18 protein-coding genes are annotated in these 19,511 nt (G+C 46.8%); 11 read left to right on the top strand and 7 right to left on the bottom strand.

Annotation, left to right across the window (positions count from 1 at the left end; all coding sequences use genetic code 11):
- Positions 1–31: 31 nt before the first annotated feature.
- A complete protein-coding gene (putA, locus tag AAKU64_RS13980) occupies positions 32–3,682 on the bottom strand; it encodes a trifunctional transcriptional regulator/proline dehydrogenase/L-glutamate gamma-semialdehyde dehydrogenase (RefSeq protein ID WP_354362306.1) in 3,651 nt (1,216 codons plus the stop codon).
- A 161-nt stretch (positions 3,683–3,843) separates the two neighbouring features.
- Between putA and AAKU64_RS13975 the strand changes: the two genes are divergently transcribed.
- From AAKU64_RS13975 to AAKU64_RS13960, 4 genes are all read left to right on the top strand, one after another.
- Positions 3,844–4,302 carry an Lrp/AsnC ligand binding domain-containing protein gene (locus AAKU64_RS13975; protein ID WP_322120659.1) on the top strand — a complete coding sequence of 153 codons (459 nt, stop codon included), beginning with the start codon at positions 3,844–3,846 and terminating at the stop codon, positions 4,300–4,302.
- Positions 4,303–4,601: 299 nt separating this feature from the next.
- A complete protein-coding gene (gstA, locus tag AAKU64_RS13970; protein ID WP_354332248.1) occupies positions 4,602–5,207 on the top strand; it encodes a glutathione transferase GstA in 606 nt (201 codons plus the stop codon).
- A gap of 224 nt (positions 5,208–5,431) precedes the next feature.
- Entirely contained in the window at positions 5,432–5,779 is a 348-nt protein-coding gene (locus AAKU64_RS13965; RefSeq protein WP_354332250.1) for a DUF6404 family protein, read from the top strand.
- 110 nt (positions 5,780–5,889) lie between these two features.
- Positions 5,890–6,327: a GNAT family N-acetyltransferase gene (locus AAKU64_RS13960; protein ID WP_354332252.1), complete on the top strand. Its 438-nt coding sequence runs from the start codon at positions 5,890–5,892 to the stop codon at positions 6,325–6,327.
- A gap of 140 nt (positions 6,328–6,467) precedes the next feature.
- On the opposite strand, the gene cynS is transcribed toward AAKU64_RS13960, so the two are convergent.
- Positions 6,468–6,911, bottom strand: coding sequence for a cyanase (gene cynS, locus AAKU64_RS13955; RefSeq protein WP_354362305.1), 444 nt, complete (start codon positions 6,909–6,911; stop codon positions 6,468–6,470).
- 268 nt (positions 6,912–7,179) lie between these two features.
- Between cynS and AAKU64_RS13950 the strand changes: the two genes are divergently transcribed.
- Positions 7,180–7,677 carry a cupin domain-containing protein gene (locus AAKU64_RS13950; RefSeq protein WP_354332256.1) on the top strand — a complete coding sequence of 166 codons (498 nt, stop codon included), beginning with the start codon at positions 7,180–7,182 and terminating at the stop codon, positions 7,675–7,677.
- A 290-nt stretch (positions 7,678–7,967) separates the two neighbouring features.
- Here AAKU64_RS13950 and AAKU64_RS13945 read toward each other — a convergent pair whose 3' ends face one another.
- From AAKU64_RS13945 to AAKU64_RS13935, 3 genes are all read right to left on the bottom strand, one after another.
- Positions 7,968–8,672, bottom strand: a complete 705-nt coding sequence (locus AAKU64_RS13945) for a riboflavin synthase subunit alpha (RefSeq protein ID WP_354362304.1) — start codon at positions 8,670–8,672, stop codon at positions 7,968–7,970.
- 135 nt (positions 8,673–8,807) lie between these two features.
- Entirely contained in the window at positions 8,808–10,787 is a 1,980-nt protein-coding gene (locus AAKU64_RS13940; RefSeq protein WP_354362303.1) for a sensor histidine kinase, read from the bottom strand.
- A 646-nt stretch (positions 10,788–11,433) separates the two neighbouring features.
- The gene (locus AAKU64_RS13935; protein ID WP_354362302.1) at positions 11,434–12,411 is read right to left on the bottom strand and encodes a LysR family transcriptional regulator; all 978 of its coding nucleotides are present in this window, start codon (positions 12,409–12,411) and stop codon (positions 11,434–11,436) included.
- 229 nt (positions 12,412–12,640) lie between these two features.
- Here AAKU64_RS13935 and AAKU64_RS13930 point away from each other — a divergent pair, with 229 nt between their 5' ends.
- A complete protein-coding gene (locus AAKU64_RS13930; protein ID WP_354332264.1) occupies positions 12,641–12,958 on the top strand; it encodes a hypothetical protein in 318 nt (105 codons plus the stop codon).
- A gap of 18 nt (positions 12,959–12,976) precedes the next feature.
- Positions 12,977–13,261, top strand: a complete 285-nt coding sequence (locus tag AAKU64_RS13925; RefSeq protein ID WP_354332266.1) for a DUF2798 domain-containing protein — start codon at positions 12,977–12,979, stop codon at positions 13,259–13,261.
- 74 nt (positions 13,262–13,335) lie between these two features.
- On the opposite strand, the gene AAKU64_RS13920 is transcribed toward AAKU64_RS13925, so the two are convergent.
- Positions 13,336–14,064 (bottom strand): transporter substrate-binding domain-containing protein, encoded by a 729-nt coding sequence (locus AAKU64_RS13920; RefSeq protein WP_354362301.1) that lies wholly within the window; start codon positions 14,062–14,064, stop codon positions 13,336–13,338.
- Between the two features lie 187 nt (positions 14,065–14,251).
- A complete protein-coding gene (locus AAKU64_RS13915; protein WP_354332270.1) occupies positions 14,252–16,108 on the bottom strand; it encodes a phosphoenolpyruvate carboxykinase (GTP) in 1,857 nt (618 codons plus the stop codon).
- Positions 16,109–16,523: 415 nt separating this feature from the next.
- On the opposite strand from AAKU64_RS13915, the gene AAKU64_RS13910 reads away from it, so the two are divergent.
- From AAKU64_RS13910 to AAKU64_RS13895, 4 genes are all read left to right on the top strand, one after another.
- Positions 16,524–17,498 (top strand): D-2-hydroxyacid dehydrogenase family protein, encoded by a 975-nt coding sequence (locus AAKU64_RS13910; protein ID WP_354362300.1) that lies wholly within the window; start codon positions 16,524–16,526, stop codon positions 17,496–17,498.
- Positions 17,499–17,795: 297 nt separating this feature from the next.
- On the top strand, positions 17,796–18,110 hold the full coding sequence (locus AAKU64_RS13905) for a CPCC family cysteine-rich protein (RefSeq protein WP_354362299.1): 315 nt from the start codon (positions 17,796–17,798) through the stop codon (positions 18,108–18,110).
- A gap of 94 nt (positions 18,111–18,204) precedes the next feature.
- The gene (locus AAKU64_RS13900) at positions 18,205–18,627 is read left to right on the top strand and encodes a hypothetical protein (RefSeq protein WP_354332276.1); all 423 of its coding nucleotides are present in this window, start codon (positions 18,205–18,207) and stop codon (positions 18,625–18,627) included.
- Positions 18,628–18,714: 87 nt separating this feature from the next.
- A complete protein-coding gene (locus AAKU64_RS13895) occupies positions 18,715–19,089 on the top strand; it encodes a hypothetical protein (protein ID WP_354332278.1) in 375 nt (124 codons plus the stop codon).
- Positions 19,090–19,511: the final 422 nt, after the last annotated feature.

Raw genomic sequence — 19,511 nt, 5'->3', positions numbered from 1 at the left:
CTTTTTTTACATCTACTTTTTACTTAATTACTTAGCTTTGCAAAGTCATCAAACTGGCATTGCCACCCGCTGCCGTGGTATTCACACACAAGACACGTTCAGCCACCAACCGCCATAAAGGTGCCTCGGTCTCTTCATGCATCTCGATTACAGAGACGATAGCGCCGCCCAGAGCTGCAAAAACAGACTTGTAGTGTGCCAACTGGTTACCTTCAACCAAAGCGAACTGAAGCTCATCCTGACCCGCCTCTGACTGTTTAATCAAATCACGCACGACTGCAGGCAAACCGGATGGCAATAAAGCAATTGTCTGTGCTGGCATGACCGGCGTATTACCCGTGGCGAGCAAAGCCGCGATTTGGTTTAACAGACAATTAACGGTGCTTGCTGCACAAAATACTTTACCGCGTGGCGCAAATGACAAAGTATTCCGTTCACCAGTCGGGCCTGGCAATACCAAAGTCATTTTGTAAGGACTGTTGTGAGCGTAACGATCTGCCAGTTCGGCAATTTTTTCATGACCATGTGTTTTTGCCCACACCAGCAAAGCTTCCAGTGCTTCTGGCGACTGGCGCTCATACACGGTATGCCCGCCCAAACTACCAGACGGATTTTTCTGCAGACGTTTTAAGTACAAAGGACCGCCAGCTTTAGGACCTGTGCCAGATTTACCCTCGCCACCAAATGGTTGTACTCCAACAACTGCGCCAACGATGTTGCGATTGACATAAATATTGCCGACGTGAGCACGACTGGTAATGAAATCAATGGTTTCATCAATCCGGGAGTGAATGCCCAAGGTCAAACCAAAACCAGACGCATTGATATTATCGATAATGCTTGCTAGCTGATCGCGCTGATAACGCAAAATATGCAAGACAGGACCAAAGACTTCTTTCGTCAACTCTGAGAGTGATTTGATTTCAATCACGGTAGGTGCAATAAAGGTACCGTTTTTGCAAGAATCACTTAAGGCTAATGAATAACTGGTAGTCGCCTTTTGTTTGATCTGATCAATATGCGTCTGTAAAGCTTTTTGCGCATCCGCATCAATCACAGGACCAATATCAATCGCCAGCTGATCGGGTTTGCCTATGCGTAATTCTTGCATGGCTCCTTTTAACATCTCTATTGTTTTGTCAGCGATGTCTTCTTGCAGGCATAAAACGCGTAAAGCAGAACAACGCTGACCTGCGCTGTCGAAAGCCGATGACAACACATCATTCACAACCTGTTCCGGCAAGGCGCTGCTATCAACGATCATGGCATTTTGACCGCCGGTTTCTGCGATTAAAGGAAGATCGATATTTTCTGTAACCGCACGCTGAGTCAAAGTACGATTGATGATTTGTGCGACTTCAGTAGAGCCGGTAAAAATCACACCTTTGACACGGTGATCAGCAACCAGTTGCGCGCCGACGATTTCACCGGTGCCTGGTAAAAATTGTAGGGCAGCGCGTGGCACGCCAGCTTCATGCAACAACTGAATCGCACGATAAGCGATGATTGGTGTTTGTTCTGCAGGCTTGGCCAAGACGACATTACCGACGGCTAAAGCAGCACTTACTTCACCGATAAAAATCGCGAGAGGAAAATTCCATGGACTAATACAAACCACGGGACCAAGCGCTAGCGTATTCGGTAAAAACTCAACTTGCGCGGCGTAGTAACGTAAAAAATCCACTGCTTCACGCACTTCAGCCAAGGCGTTTGGTAAAGATTTTCCTGCTTCACGAATCGCCAGAGCCATAAAATCTAAAGTTTGTGCTTCTAACAAATCGGCTGCTTTTTTCAATATGCCGGCGCGCTCTGACGGTGCTACTGTTTGCCAGTCAAGTGCATAGGCTTCCGCTTGCTCTAAGGCTGTTTGCACATCTTGCTGATTCGCTTCAATCACCTTACCTACTATATCGCTGTGATCCGCAGGATTATTAATTGATTTTGCCAAAGTGGCAGAAACTTGTCCGTGTAAAAGAGGTTGAGCAATCCATTCTTGTTGGCTGATTTCTGCAAAATACTGACTGATTTTTTGTAGCTCAATCTCGTTACTAAAATCCAGACCAGCAGAATTTTTTCTCTCAGTTCCAAATAAATCCTTAGGCAAAGCAATACCCGGATGTGGCGTGCCTGTGAGTTCTTTCGCTACCTGAACTGGATCAGCAATCAAAGATTCAATCGATACGGCTTCATCAACAATCTGATTAACGAAAGAAGAATTAGCGCCATTTTCCAACAGACGGCGCACCAGATAAGCTAGCAAAGTTTGATGTGAACCTACTGGCGCATAGATGCGGCAAGGTTTATTCAATTTATCTTTGCCGACCACTTGATCGTACAAAGTTTCACCCATACCGTGCAGACATTGAAACTCATAATCCGTGATATTGGCTTTTTGTGCCCAGGTATAAATAGCCGACAAGGTCAGCGCATTATGCGTCGCAAATTGCGGATAAATTACATCGGTCGCCAACAACAATTTTTGTGCGCAAAACAGATAAGAGACATCGGTATATACCTTGCGTGTATAGACCGGAAAGCCGCTCATACCATCGACTTGCGCACGCTTGATTTCTGCGTCCCAATACGCACCTTTGACCAGACGAACCATAAACTTGCGGCCACTGCGACGCGCCAGATCAATCAGATAATCGATTACAAACGGGCAGCGTTTTTGATAGGCTTGTACTACAAAACCCAAACCGTCAAAACCTGCCAGGTCAGGATCAAATGCCAATGCTTCCATCAAATCTAAAGACAGTTCTAAGCGATCGGTCTCTTCTGCATCAATATTCAAACCTATGTTGTATTGCTTTGCCAGTACCAGGAGATTTTTTAGAATTGGCAGCAATTCAGTCATCGTGCGGGTTTTTTGCGCACGCGAATAGCGTGGATGCAATGCCGATAATTTGACTGAAATACCCGGGCCATCTTTGATACCACGTCCGTTAGATGCTTTGCCTATGGCGTGGATTGCTGTCTCATACGACTTTAAATAATATGCAGCGTCATGCGCAGTCAGCGCTGCTTCACCTAACATATCGTAGGAATAACGATATCCGCGCTTTTCATTATCCTGACTATTCTTAATCGCCTCTTGTATCGTTTGTCCAGTCACAAACTGGTTACCCAACATACGCATCGCCAGATCAACACCTTTGCGTATCAGTGGCTCACCACCTTTGGCAATCAATCGGGTTAAAGCAGAACCTAAACCTTGTTCGCTGTTGGTCGACACTAATTTACCCGTTACCAGCAAGCCCCAGGTCGCCGCATTGACAAATAGTGATGGTGACTCGCCCAGATGTTTTGCCCAGTCACCTTTACTGATTTTGTCAGCGATCAGGCGATCTGCGGTCTGGTGATCTGGAATGCGCAGCAAGGCCTCGGCCAGACACATTAAAGCGACACCTTCTTCCGACGATAAAGAGAACTCATGCATCAGCGCATCAACACCAGATGCCCGGGTACGCTGCTGACGCACAGAACTCACCAATTGATGGGCTAATTGATGTACAGTCTGCTCCGAACCAGAATGTGGATTAATATTGGCGAGCAGCCATTGCACAGCGTCAGCTTCATCACGACGATATACTTCTGTAATCGCTGTTCTTAAAGCGGTTTGTTGAGGGACAATTTCGGCTTGAAGTTGAAGAAAAGGCATGGAAAAAGGCGTCGGGTTCATATAGTTTTTATCAGATTTGCATTGGAAGAGGTGTAAAGCGAATTTGATTTGATTGTATAGATGAAGCCAGATGATTAATTCTGGAAATATGCATCTATATCGGAATTTTCTATTTTGTGAGAAAATTACACCGAATTTTATTAACTTCACTTTGACTTCTTATGCTCGACAAAATCAGTAAAAGAATTCTGGCCGAATTACAAAACGATGGCCGTATCAGTAATGTAGAGTTAGCGACGAGAGTCAACCTCTCCCCCGCCGCTTGTCTGGAACGCGTACGCAAGTTACAAGAGTCCGGCTACATCCTGGGATACACAGCACAACTCAATCCGCATTTGCTTGATGTTGCCCTGCTGGTCTTCATTGAAGTCGTGCTGGATAGAACCACACCCGATGTGTTTGACGCCTTTAAACGCGGTGTACAAGCAATTCCGGAAGTATTGGAATGCCACATGGTCGCAGGCGGTTTTGATTATCTGGTCAAAGCCCGTGTCAAAGACATGAACGCCTATCGCGATTTTTTAGGTAAATCCCTGCTGCAATTAAACGGTGTGCGCGAAACCCACACCTATGCTGTGATGGAAGAAGTCAAAAATACGACTAGCTTACCGATACGCTAAACCTAAGTTCGCCAGGATTTTCGCGACTATTTAATTTTTGCATTTATGTGATTAACACTGCCGGCTTATTCCGGCAGTGTTGTATTTGCTTTGCTCAAAATAGCGTGTCAGCCATCTTAGATGGCAAGTAAATTCATTTAAAAATGAGTAAACTCAATGTCGTGCGGTCACGGGTAACACAAGAGCAACGGAAAAGCAGCCTATGACTTTTTTAGTTCAGCGTCGTCGCCGTCACCACCATCACCATTCACTACCTCTTGTTTCAGCAAAAATATCAGCCCAATTTTGATAGGAAAAACATGAAACTATATTATTCTCCCGGTACCTGCTCTCTGTCTGCTCACATCGCCTTGCGCGAAGCAGAAATCGACTTCGAGCCCGTATTTGCCAGCACTAAAACGCACAAGCTAAAAGATGGCACCGACTACTACACCATCAATCCTCTGGGCTACGTGCCCTTGCTAGAATTGGATGACGGCACACGTCTGACAGAGGGCGCCGCAATCGTCCAATACATCGCCGATCTCGCACCTGAAAAAAATTTAGCACCCGCCAATGGCAGCTTACCGCGCTATCAGATGCAATCATGGCTAAGCTTTATCACATCCGAAGTACACAAAAATTTTGCACCATTGTTTAACCCGGACGCTGCTGAAGAAGTGAAAGCCGCATCAAGAGCACGCATCTTAACTAACCTGAAATGGGTCGATGATCAGCTGGCAGGAAAACAGTTTTTGCTGGGTGATCAATTTAGCGTCGCCGATGGCTATTTATTTACCGTCACGAACTGGGCTAAGTTCGTTAAACTGGATATTTCGCACTTAGAGAATATCGCCGCCCTGCGCGGTCGCGTTGCCAGCCGCCCAGCAGTTCATGCAGCGCTAAAAGCAGAAGGCTTAGCTTAAAAACTTATTTTAAAAATTAACTAGCCTTGGGCTAATCATTTGTTAACTGTAAATGGCTAGAAAATGGACTGAGAAATCAGTCCATTTTTTTTGTCATTCAATAATCGATAGGAAGTAGCATCAATGCAGTAAAAGAGACTTTTATACGATATTGCTTAGTCAATTTTTATATGGCAGGATGATTCAAATTTTTGCTATGTTTAATCCGGCTTTAGGAATAAGTAATGAGCGTCAATCCAAAAAGAAAAGCAGCATTAAAACTCCTTAAATCTACCGGCATGTGGCCTAGTAACTACGCTCCGCCGATTTTCCGGATGCTCTGGAGTTTAGGACTCGACCTGCGCCCACCACATTTTGCTAATTTTTTTGTTAACACGATACTCATGGGAACATTTTTCGCGGCGACTTGGGGATTCTTTATGTGGGTGCTTATTTGGTCACACCGAACAATGTCGCCCACAAAGGCATTACTCGTAGCTGCTTGCGCAGGTTTATTTTTTGGCTTGGTCATGAGTGGGTATTACGCCTATGGTAAACGTAAGTACAAATTGCCTTCTTGGGGTGAATTTTAAACAGCAAGCTAGGTTTAGCGACTAATTTTTATCTGGCCTTACTTTTACATTATTCGCTTTTGTTCATTATGTCGATCACAAGCAGTTCAAATTACAAATAAGGAGCTTCGATGCCACAGAATTACCAGATAACCATTGAATCCGAACCCAAACCAGCTGAGATGGGTTTAGTCATCAAAGGACTTACCGCTTATAACGCATCGAAAGCCAATGGAGAGACGCCAAATTATCTCTTTATCAGTGTGCGTAGTGAAGATGGAAGCATTGAGGGAGGCGTCGTTGCTGCCACCTATCTTGGTTGGATGCAAGTGCAAGCGGTATGGGTTTCTGATGATCTGCGCGGTCTTGGTCTTGGGACGAAACTCATGCAAGAGGTAGAAGACGAAGCGATCCGCCGTGGATGCCCGCGTGTGTTTCTCGAAACACTTAGCTTTCAGGCTTTACCGTTTTACGAGAAACTCGGATATGTAATTTTCAGTCAGCTTACGGATTTTCCACCCGGCGGCGCTCGTTATGCTCTTACCAAACAACTTGAAGTTCATAATTAAAATTCTTATCCCGTTTGAGTACTATGGCTAAATTATCAATCAGAGTGTCCAATCATTCTGCGGCTTCTGGCATGATATGGGTCTGTAAGCCGCAGAATCATTGGACGTTTAATTTTAAGAATTTTAGTTTTTAACTAATCTTAATAAGATTTGTACGGTAAAAATTTACCACTCAAAACCACGTTCACCCGATCGCCTTTAGGATCGGCCTCACGCTGGATGTCCATTGAAAAATCGATCGCGCTCATGATGCCGTCGCCGAATTCTTCATGAATTAATTCTTTAATCGTCGTGCCATAGACGCTGACAATTTCGTACCAGCGGTAGATTAGTGGATCGGTTGGAACTAGCGTTGGTAGTGAGCCTTTATATGGAACAATTTGCAGCCATGCAGTTTCTTCATCGGTCAGGTCAAATAGATCTTTGGCGACAGTTGCTTGCGTTAGATTGAGCGTCATTTGCCCAAGCATGGCAGCGGTTGTCCATTCTTTGCTGCAACCGATTTTGCTAGCGATATCAGCCCAGGTCATTTTGTTTTTGACTTTGGCAGAAATGATTTTTTTAGTAACGTCGTTGCGGTCCATGTGCTTCTCCTGATTAAGTAAAAGGGCGAATTTCTGTATCGGTATTTGGACATCGTTTGAGTTGCACTGTTTAATGGCAACGACGATATTGAGCAAACTGGCAGCAAGCACTATGCCAGGCAACAAGGTGACTAATGAGCTAAGGAATGAGCTTACGAATACGCTGATGGTAGTAGCAATTATTTCGCTTTGCTTGACCTGTCACTATTTTTAATTTGTAATCAATAGCACTGACGCAAAACGTATCTTAAAAGAACAGGTTAATAAAATGAATCCGACCAAAGCCAAGGCAATCAATGTAGACGGTGTTACCGAGCCGTTTTTGATCAAAGATGTGGTGTGGGATGAGTACTCACACGGTAGTCGTTTTGGCACCCGATATCAGCAGCTTGCAGAGCATGGTGGCTGCCAGCGGATTGGTGTTTGTATAGAAGAACTAGCACCGGGCAAACAAGCTTGCCCTCATCATTATCATCATCTGGAAGAAGAACAATTAATGATGTTGGAAGGTAGCCTGACTTTACGTTTGGGTGATAAAACCTATGTCATGTCGGCGGGCAGTTACGTGGTTTTTCCAGCAGGGCAAAAGCAAGGCCACAGCATTTTTAATCATACCGAGTCGGTCTGTCGGTATTTACTGATTGGTGACCGCAGTCCGCATGATGTGATTGTATATCCAGACACCAATCGCGTCGGCGTGCGCCTCACTGGCGAGTCGTACAACAAAGGTGCGACGATGGAATATTGGGAGGGTGAAGCGGATTAAGTTGCTATTAAATATATAAAGCTGATATCGAAATTTCTAAATGAGAACTTCTAAAAACCGTAGCCTAGAAATATGGCATTGAGAGTAAAGCTATTTTTTTTCACTCCTGCGCAGGCAAGAATGACACGCGTGGACTTGTGCTTTATCAATAGCAATAGACTCGCTCATTAAAAAGAAATTTTTTAGAAATTCCCAAATAGAACGTCCAATCATTCTGCGGCTTCCAGGCTAAAAATGCTCTGGAAGCCGCAGAATGATTGGACGATGTTTTTAAAATTTCTTCCAGCGATTTATTTTTGAGTATTCGCAGGCTTGACCAAATCCTCCACCACAACGCCCTGTTGTTTGAGTAAAGCTTCCAGCGCTGGTAATAATGGCCCCAAGGTTTCTGCCAGCATATTGCGTACCGTATCGACCACCACTTGGGTTGCTCTTTCGATTTCTATGTTGAGCGTTGCGCCGGTTTTCTTTTCGGCGAAGACGGTCATGCGCAAGGTTTCCGGGATTAACCAGACTTCAAACCAGCCCTCTTGCCGGTTCACTTCTGCTACCGTCAGGCTGGCGCCGTTGATGGCGATATAGCCTTTGGCGAAGATGTAGCGCAGCCATTCTTGCGGTACCGCGATGCGGATGACGTAGTTATTTTCCAGCTCGCGGATTTGGGCGATGGTGGCTTTAAAATCAATATGCCCAGAGAGGGGATGTCCGCCAATTTCTGCACCATCTTTGGCGGCTCGTTCTACATTGATGCGTCCATCTTGCGCGTACTCACCAAGTGTGGTGATCGCCAGACTTTGCTGCATCACATCAAACTCGGCGCGGTGTTGGTCGTGCAAGCTGGTGACAGTCAGGCAAACACCGTCAACAGCGACGCTGGCGCCGATTTCTAAGCCTTCACAAAAACCATCCGGAAAATCCAGTGTAAAGGTGCGCAGACCGGGTTTGTCGGTGATGGATGCAATGCGGGCGATGCCTTGTACGATGCCAGTAAACATGGGAATAGTGTCGAAATAAAATGAGCTGAGGGTGGGGGCGGTATTATACGAGTACCGCTTTTAGTACTCAATATTGTAAGCGATCTGGCAATTACAGAATTGCTACCTCGTTGCCTTCGCTTTTACTCTTATCTATCAGCTTACGGTTACTGTGGTCTGCGGTTCACGGAAGACTATAAGTGGTAATCGAACCGTAAAACAGCAACCCTCACCGATCGCACTTTGACAATCGATGTCACCACCCATCGCCACGCTGAGTTTTTTGACGATAGAAAGTCCTAAACCACTAGAATGTTCACCCGCAGTTGGCTTGCTGGATAAGCGTGAGAATTTTTCAAACAAATGTTGCTGATCATCGACCGATAAACCTGGACCTTCGTCTTTAATCATGAAGCGACCAGCGCCATTCTCTGACGAAATATGTATCCAGATCTGTTTGCTTAAAGGAGAATATTTAATCGCGTTGGACAATAAATTATCCATAATCTGGCTCACCGCATCGGCGTCCGCTTTGACTAATACTGGCTGCTCGACAGACAGCACTAACTGCAAATCTTTAGCTTGCAGGCTGTCTTGATATCGCTGTGTGACCTCAGTTAAAACCTGCGCCAGATCCACCGCCTGCAAGTTAAAACGCGAGTGCCCGGTTTCTAAAGCATTGACATCCAGCAGGTTAGTGATGATGTGCATCATGCGTTGCCCGCTATTGCTAATGCGTTGTAAATAATCGTGTTTTTGGGCGACCGGCATCTGCTGATCTAGCCTGCGTAACAGGTCGCTCATCCCGATCACTGAGGTGAGCGGATTTTTTAAATCATGGGCAGCGATCCCCAGAAAATCATTTTTCTCTTGGTCGAGTTTTTGCAAGCGCGCCACGGCATCGGCTAATTCTGTCGTCCGTTGCTGAACCTTGATTTCTAATTCTTGCTCTGCACGTTGCGCCATTACCAGCAGTTGTTTTTGCGCTAGCGCGCGTTCTTGTTTAATAATATTGATACGATTAGTTTGTGCCACGGCGAGCAAAATTACTTCCAGCGCAGACCCGATCTGAAAGCCAAAATCAGATAGCCAGCTTGATTCGATTACCCCCAGATTCCGGAGCGACGTCATCATCGCTCCGGCCACCCAGGCGGCGGAAGCGATCAGTACAATCCAGCCCGGCCGATAACCACGCAGTGCACTCACCAAGCAGACCGGCAAAATCAAAAATACCTGAGTAAAGCCAACCAGTTGCACCAGCGGTGCAACTACATGGTTGTAGCCAGCCAGAACAATCACCGCCGTCGCTATCGCAAACACTTGAATCCCGCGGAATACCCAGGACACTTTGGGCATCTTTTTAGGCAGATGCAAAAAGTGGCTGATAAACAGTGAGTCCCACAAGATGATGAAGCACACTGTCAGCCCGGGCAAAATATCCACCAGCCAAGGCCAGTCACGCGCAAAATACAGACCTATATGGCCGTTCACGCTCATGCCAGCCAATAAAATACTAAACGATAGCAATAAGTAATACAGCATGGCTTTGTCGCGGAACGACATCATCAGCACCAGGTTGTACGCAATCATGGCAAACAGCAAACCGTAAAACAAACCCATTAGGCTAGACAATAAGTTGGAGGCTTCCGCAAACGCCTGTGGCGTCCATAATTTAGCGCGGAAAAAAAGCGAACTAGTGCTTTCTATCCGCACATAAAACACTTGTGGCGCGGTGTCCGACAAATGAAGACGGAATACCGGATAACGGTGCTGCATTTCTTGCGCAGAAAAAGGGTGACGATCACCAGCTTGATGCTCAATCAGTTGACCGTCGCTAGTGGTTTCGTACAGACGAATATCGTCCAGCATGACGGGTGTCATTTCTAACCACCAGTCTTGTGGGCTACGAATATCACTTCTTTGTAGGCTAAAACGTAGCCAGTAGGCTGAGCGCGTGTAAGCGGCATTCAAATTGCCCGCCAACGGCTTAAACTTGCCGGCGATGGTCGCTTGCTGAACGTCGTGGATAGACAGTCGCGCGCTTTTATCCTCAAAAACCTCAAACTCAGAATTGAGCGAACGTTGCGTGGTGGCAGAATCTAATTGCAGAGTGGCAGCGGCAGCGTGATTGAGCATGCCGGCTAGCAAGAGATAGCTGAGTAGGCAGCTGAAAAATATCCGCAGGCAAATGTTGAATTTTCTCCCTATCATCATGTGCTGACTTTGCTTATTTCCTTAAACACCTGCGTTGTCTGTTTTGGTCTTTTGCTCTGGTCGACGAAGAAACTTAAACGCCGGCTAGGTCTCGTTTAGTCTTGGCAAAGTAAGATTTCAGGCTAACAAGATTTAGTGCCGTACGCAACTGAAAAGTATCCCGGTTTGTGGTTAAAACAGAGGTTTTAATGAGTGCTTCAGCGCTTAGATTAGTGCTTAGATCTGTACTTAGTTCAGCGCCTAGATTTGAGGCAAAAACGTTACTGCAAGGCAAATTGTAGTGAGGCGTTTGCGTAAGCAGATTCGTTTTCAGTAAGGCCTAATTGCGACCGTTCTAAATATACTCCCCATCATTTTCATTAAAAATGCCATATTGTCCTTATATTACTTGGACAACTAATATATACATTGGGAGAGTATATTTAATCAGTCGTTATATTTAGATTGAAGCTTAAAAAAACCGGACGTCATTCCGGTGTGTTTTTAGCCGGAATCCAGCGGCGGTGCTTATGCCACATACTTGGTTTGGAAGTGGCGATGGCATAGAAGAAAAGCCCAACAAAGCCCGTCAATAACCATCAAAATGCTTCTCGTGAATTAATTCCGGCAACAAGGCATCGTTGGTCATCGTGATCAGATTATCGCGCAGCCATTTGTGCGCCGGATTGCGTGCGTCTCTCTCATGCCAGAGCATATCGATGTGGACTTCTGGCATTTCAAACGGTAATTCTTTCCATATCAGTGCATCGGTCATGCCGGTAGATTCAATCAGATGGCGTGGTAGCACCGTCAGCAAATCAGAATTGGCGACCACTTTGCCACCGGTAAAGAACTGATTTACCGTCAGCAAAATACGGCGCTCCAAACCCATCTGAGCCAGACTTTCATCGACAAGGCCATGCGCTCTGCCCGAAAAACTGACCAGCAAATGATTGCATTTACAGTATTTTTCTAAGGTCAATTCTTCCGACGCCATCGGGTGTCCTTTGCGCATCACGCAAACATAGTGGCCAGAATACAGACGCTCATGCCGTATCGGGCTGCCGGCAGCGCCTTGCCCGGCTATCATCTGTGCCACCACGCCGGGGAAAAAGCCAACCGCAATATCAATATCACCGCGGATCAGCAAAGGTCTTGGCTCACGCGTGGTCAGCGGTACCATACGGGCGTTGATGCCAGGGGCGTCACGCTCAATAAAGCGCACCAGATTTGGCATCCAGAGCGCTGCCGTCGCATCCGCCATCGCCATGCGGAAGGTCACTTGCGCCTTGAATACGTCAAAATGGGTGGGCGCAATCGCCGCCTCCAGGTTCGACAAGGCCTGGCGTATCGCTGGCCACAAAGTCTCGGCGCGCGGGGTTGGTTTTACACCATATGTCGTGCGGATTAGTAACTCATCGCCCAGCGAAAAGCGCAAACGCTTTAAGGCATTAGAGACCGCAGGTTGCGTCATCGCCAGCTTATCCGCAGCGCGAGTCAGGTTTTGCTCCACCATGACAGCATCAAATACCCGCAGCAGATTGAGGTCGAGAGTTAGAAAGTTCATCAAAGCCGCCTATGAGTGTGAATGTTGCAGGTAAAAGCCAGTTCAGTTTAAGAGAACACTACGCAAAACTGAGCAAAAACGCTTCAGAAAGCACCAGCCTAAATATCCTATCATTTCTACAATTATTCACAAATACCATAGTAGATATGAGAAATGATAATTAGATTTATATATTGCACTGCAATATAGTTCTATCATCGCAAATATAGACAGAAATGTGGAGAATAAAATGGCTTTCCTTGATATCGCTTTCCCAGTTACCAGCGCCATCCCAGTAGCACAAATGGCAATTTCAACCGTTGTTGGTGCAGCTCGCCCATTGTTGGGTTTAGGCATTTTGGCAACGATGGCAATCGTCTTCAAACCTATGCTGGTAGGCATGTTGCGCGCAGCATTGCTGGTTTTGAAGCCAAAGCTGACACGTGAAGAAAAAACCGCAAAACGCAATCTGCGCAACGTTATGACGATACACCGTATCGCTAGTGACTTTGATTCCAGTTCGCCAAACCTGGCAGCAGAACTGCGCGCAATGGCTGGTCGTAGCTAATAAATAGCCTTAGTTTTGATGCATATCAGCAACAGATTGCTGCAACACGGCAAAAATAGCAAAAACCAACAGCCTGCTGTTGTTGGTTCTAAGAGTCTGGCATCGATGCTGCCGACGATGATTAGCAGCGGGATTATTACCTTAGTTGTGACTGCAGTAATGCGCGTGGTTTGGTTGGGTGTAGATAGTAGTTTTTTGAGTGCCTGGATGGAAGCGTGGCTGATTACTTGGTCTATCGCCTTCCCGGTTGCTTATATGATTAAGCCGGTAGTCAATCAGCTGGCCCGGAAGCTAAGTAATTAAGCTTGCTTGATTAAGTTGAAAATTATAAAGCCGCAAGCATCTGCTTGCGGCTTTTGTCATTTTGCGTCTGTAGGCTATGAACATTGCGCCATATAATCCCGCATAATTTCGTCCTGAATATTTTTGATGACGCCATCTTTCTCCATATTTTTTAACACTAACTCAAGCGCAGGCGCGATTTGTTTATGTTTGATGTGCAGGACATGATAGCCATAGACCTTCTCCAACGATGGCTCCAGCATCGTAATATTGTGAAAGCCAAGCTTGTGCGTCAAGCACGATGAGAAGCGTGATTCAACCGCAATCTCGGTACGCCCTGCTTCTAGTTTTCGGAAAAGAGATTCCAGATTGGGCGCATGCTCCTTTCTGGGCGCGTTTTTCAGACGTTCCTCAAGATAAGGGAAGCCGCTGATATAACCAATCAGATACGGATTAAGGCTGTCATAACCATTCACAACAAATTTTTTATCGATGGCGTAGACCACGGATTCTTCCAGCACAATTGGAACCGAGATCTTGATCGAATCTGGCAGGCCGCCATCAATAACCCGCGCTGCGATCCCGTCCAGTTGCCCCGAGCTCCACATCGCCTGTGCACGTACGCCAGGGGTGGCAATAAAATCCAATTTAATACCTAGCCGTGCATAGGCATATTGCAAGATTTTTTGCGCAATCGTTGTGCTGGGGCGGTTAACGTCTGGGATAGAAATGGCAAACCGAATCTCTTCAGCAGCGGAAGAAGTGGCTGGCAGCTGAAGCATGCATGTCATGATCATGGCGAGCACAGTCTTGAATATGTGCATACAACTCCAAAAATGAATGCTTTAAGTATTAATTTTTACGCATTTGCAATTAAGTACGAATATTTATTTACGTATTTATACTTGAGTCTGATTTATACCCCCTTTTTCCTAAAAACAGAATACAAAAAAGCGCGACCTCGGCCGCGCTTTTTTATTACAACTCAAACCTGAAACTTTAGCGTGAAACCTATGCTGCCAAGCGTTTTTCCAGCGCAGCTTTGGTTGCTTGCAGTTCTGTTGGCAAGTGATATTTCAACTTATCAAACAATTCTGCATGCAAAGCCAGTTCTGCGATCCAGGCGTCTTTGTCGATCGAGGTAATGGTGTTGAATTGTTCTTGTGTAAAATCTAGGCCATCCCAAGTCAGATCGCTAAATTCTGGAGTCACGCCGAAGATGTTTTCTACGCCTTTAGCAGTACCGTCGATACGACCTAGCATCCACGACAGAACACGCATATTGTCGCCAAAACCGGGCCAGACAAATTTACCGTCGGCATCGGTACGGAACCAGTTGACGCAATAAATTTTTGGTTGTTGCGCGCCGGAAGCGGCAATTTTTTTGCCGATTTCTAACCAGTGTTGGAAGTAATCACTCATGTGATAACCCATAAAAGGCAACATCGCAAATGGGTCACGGCGCACAATCCCTTGCTGGCCGACAGCTGCTGCCGTGGTTTCTGATCCCATCGTCGCTGCCATATACACGCCTTCGACCCAGTCGCGGGCTTCGGTTACCAGCGGTACGGTAGTAGAACGACGACCACCAAAAATGAAGGCAGAAATCGGTACGCCAGCAGGATCGTCCCATGCTGCATCCAGCACCGGATTTTGTGTTGCCGCAACTGTGAAACGAGAATTTGGATGTGCTGCTTTACGACCTGTTTCTTTAGCGATGGCAGGTGTCCAGTCTTTACCTTGCCAGTCGATCAAATGGGCTGGCGCTTCTTTGGTCATGCCTTCCCACCAAACATCACCATCATCTGTTAAACCGACGTTAGTGAAAATCGTATCGCCGCGTACTGAGGCCATGCAATTAAAGTTGGTTTTATCGTTGGTACCAGGTGCCACGCCAAAATAACCCGCCTCAGGATTGATCGCGTATAAACGACCATCTTTACCCGGCTTGATCCAGGCAATGTCATCACCGATGGTTGTGACTTTCCAGCCGCCGAAACTGGCTGGCGGAATCAGCATGGAGAAATTAGTTTTACCGCAAGCAGACGGGAAAGCCGCTGCAACGTAATGCTTTTTGCCCTCTGGCGATTCCACACCAAGGATCAGCATATGTTCTGCCAGCCAGCCCTGATCACGACCCATGGTGGACGCGATACGTAAAGCGAAGCATTTTTTGCCCAGCAGTGCATTGCCACCGTAGCCAGAACCGTATGACCAGATTTCACGCGTCTCTGGATAATGCACGATGTATTTTGTCGCGTTACACGGCCATGCAACATCTTGCTGACCTTTGGCCAAAGGTGCGCCAACAGTATGCATACACGGGACAAAATCGCCATCAGTACCTAGTACGTCATACACGGCTTTGCCCATACGCGTCATGATGCGCATGTTGACTGCAACATAAGGCGAATCCGATAATTCCACACCGATATGCGCAATAGGAGAACCCAGCGGGCCCATCGAAAACGGCACCACATACATGGTGCGGCCACGCATACAACCATCAAACAAAGGATTTAAAGTTGCACGCATTTGATCTGGCGCCATCCAATTGTTGGTCGGACCTGCATCGACCTCATTGGCGCTGCAAATGTAAGTGCGGTCTTCTACCCGGGCCACGTCGGTAGGGTCAGAGCAAGCCAGATAGCTGTTAGGGCGCTTGGCTTCATTGAGTTTTTTCATGGTACCGCCAGCGACCATCTGGGCGCAGAGACGGTCGTATTCTTCGGTACTACCGTCGCACCAGTAGATGCTGTCCGGTTTTGTCAGTGCCGCCATGTCGGCGACCCAGTTGATTAATTTTTGTTGCTTTACGTATGCGGGTGCGTTGATTGCTGCCACGCCGCCCATGATAGGTTGATTCACGATACTACCTCCAATGCCATTTAATAGAAATCTGTGTAGCGGCACGGCAGGATCGTCGTTAGGGGATGCCGGCGGTGCGAACTTTGACTAAAGACATAAGTCAGCTCAAGCACAACGCGGACAGGCACGATGACGGCGGTTCTGTCGGATAAAAAATCAGTCTGGTGCGCTTTTGTTTTTAAATGCTCACCAAACAAACTCTTACGAAAGCAACAATGTAATATTGCATTCAGACTTACACACTGCACGATGCGGCAGGCGCAAGAATCAAAAAGCTACGTGGGCTGGTATTGTACACTCGCCACTCGCCAATCGCTAATTTGCTTCAGAAACGTTATTATTTAAATAATTTTTATGATGTTTAATTGAGAAAGCAACTCTCCAATTGGCGTCATAATTTTAGGAAAAAATCAGTATGAAAATCGCCATCCTCGATGATTATCAAGACGCCGTTCGCCACTTATCTTGCTTTGATTTACTACAAGGCCACGAGGTCAAAATCTTCAATAGCAGCGCGGTGGGTGTCGGTCAGTTAGCCATCCGGCTGGCACCGTTTGATGCGCTGGTATTGATACGTGAACGTACCGTTTTATCCAAAGCGTTGCTGGCAAAATTACCGAACCTGAAGCTGATTTCACAAACCGGCAAAGTCGCAGGACATATCGACATTGCCGCAGCTACAGAGCGAGGGATCAAGATTGTCGAGGGCATAGGCGACCCGACTGCGCCTGCCGAATTGACCTGGGCCTTGATCATGGCAGCCTCACGTCAGATCCCGCACTACGCCAATAATTTGCAGCACAGTCTATGGCAAACCGCCTCCATCGACCCGACCCGCAACCGCCTAGGACGGGTATTAAAAAACCGCACGCTGGGGATTTGGGGCTACGGCAAAATTGGCAAAATGATTGCCGGTTTTGGCAAAGCGTTTGGCATGCAAGTCATGGTCTGGGGGCGCGAGCCAAGTCGCCTTAAGGCACAACAAGATGGTTATCAGACTGCCATGTCTAAAGAAGCTTTTTTTGCCGAATGCGATGTGCTCAGCCTGCACCTGCGCTTAAACGATGCTACCCGCGGCATCGTCACCCCCGCCGACCTGGCATTGATGAAACCGGACGCCCTGTTCGTCAATACCAGCCGCGCAGAACTGGTCGCCAGCGGTGCGCTAGAGGCGGCTTTACCACTAGGTCGTCCAGGGTTTGCCGCCATTGATGTGTTTGAGACAGAACCGGTACCCGCCAAGCATCCTCTATTACAAATGGAAAACGTCCTCGCCACGCCGCATCTGGGTTATGTAGAGCAAGACAGCTACGAGATTTACTTCCGCGCTGCATTTCAAAATATCGTCGACTTTGCTAATGGCACGCCAAAGAATGTTTTAAATCCTTGAGTCATATGGGACATCAGCAAAATCGTCCAGTTACAACGACCTCGTCCGTCAACATACAAAACGTGATCTGGCATTGCGTTGTTACCAAGCAGGCGTTGGGTGTGTTTCACGCACTTGGTCAAGTAAACGAGGTTTTACAAAAGCGATGTTTTTGTCCATTTGGTTATACTGTGCATTTAATCAGTTTAACTAAAAATAGCTAATGTTCATCAGCGTTTCAAGATATGTAGAACGAGCTTGTTATTTTTCTTTCGACGGTTATTATTGCAAAATGAAAATTAAATCACGTTAAGTTCCATGTTAAACCGTCGACGTTCAGAAATTTCGAATCTATATGAGTGCCCTTGCTGCGGCTTCGCTGTTTTCCAAGGTATAGATAGATGCGAAATATGTGAAATATGTTATTGGGGAGACGACGGTTCTGATGATGCCATACCACCCGAAGATCCACTCAACAACTTGTCGCTCGAAGAAGTTAGATTGAATTTTATTCGTCACGGAGCAAGCGAATTGCGACGGAAAGATGTTGTCAGAAGTCCGAGCTCAGCAGATTACCAACTACGTGAATTCGAAATCGAAGATGATGTTGCTATCGAAAAGAAGAAAACTTAACATGGTTTTCGAAAATGACGCGCGATCGAGCGCTTCTTGTAAAATTCCAAAGCAGCGTACGCGCCTTTCAAATCAACGTTAAGACTCAAAAAATATGCTCACCGACATTCTCATTGCATCAAAGGACGAGGCTTCCACTATCTTCGATCAATACCCTCAGCGGAAAGACTGGTCGAGTCTCGAACTAAAAGGATTAGACAATTTTAAACTCGCGGCACTGCTGACCGTGCTTGGCTCAACAGCCGAGGCGGAGGCCCTAGAAGGCGAGGAATGCCTTGTTGCATCGAATGAAGATGGCCCTTGGTTGTTCCTCCTGCCGATCACGTTTCGGGACACATTAGCGGCTTTACCTATTTCTGAGTTCAGGGCAGTTGCAGAGCGTTGGGTTACTCAAGAAGATTTGGCTATTGATAGGTGGTCGGTTGCGGATGTCGAGCCATGTATTGGTATGCTTAATGACCACGCGAAAAAGAGTGTTGAAGCGGGTAAACATCTCTTACTATGGATGTCACTGTGAGTCTTACCAAAACATTCGAGTTCGCTCCACTTCGTTCCGCCGGACGCGCAAGCGCGTGCCGCTCAATTTTGCGTTAGGCGTCGAAGAATGCTCGTCTACCACGGTACAACGCCAGAGATCGCTAGTGAATTCGTCAAGCACGGGATCGACTGCCACATTCCATACGCGCGTAAGATTCACGGGCCACAAGACAACGTCGCAGGATTGTTCGTCACGCCCACGCGCTCCGTTGCAAGAAGGTTTGGTCTCTGCGTCTTAGAGATTGAAGTCAACGCAGGCGACCTACAAGCACCACCATCTATGGCGCAACTAGGCGTTTCAGTTGAAGATGCACTTGCGAATCAACTTGAGCCACAGGCGTTCATTGCCATTCGTATTGAATCAAGCCACATCAGAATCATCGAGTGCCACGAGAATGGCTACAGCATCAACCCATTTGAGTCAGACCGAGAGTTTGGCTAGTCACTCGCAGCGAATGTCGCCAGTGGGCAAGACGACGCCTAACCCTTCCTATATGGCCCCCCCCAAAGTACAAGAAATTAATCAATAGTTCTGGCGCGAGGAATAAGCCTGCAGTCGACTATCCGGCATCTGATGTGGAATCTATTGTGTTCCATGCCGACATGGAATCTGCTTGATCATTGCGCCACTCGTTACGAGCGGCAGGCGTAAAGCTGCCGGAAGAGTTATCTGCGTTCAATGATCTGGTTGCGTTTCACGCACCATATTTTAGAAATACTCCCTATATGTATATTTGGCATGTCCATGTTTTATATGGACAATAGGCATGGCGGATTCAGCTACGAAGAGCAACGGGAGGTAAGTTTTAGTGGGAGTATATCCAAATTATAAAAAACCTCAAACGGCGTTCGATAGCCGAGGCA

This window comes from Undibacterium sp. GrIS 1.8, assembly GCF_040544445.1.
GTDB lineage: Bacteria > Pseudomonadota > Gammaproteobacteria > Burkholderiales > Burkholderiaceae_D > Undibacterium.
The sequence above is the reverse complement of the archived record's forward strand: the minus strand, read 5'-3'. Positions and strand labels throughout refer to the sequence as shown.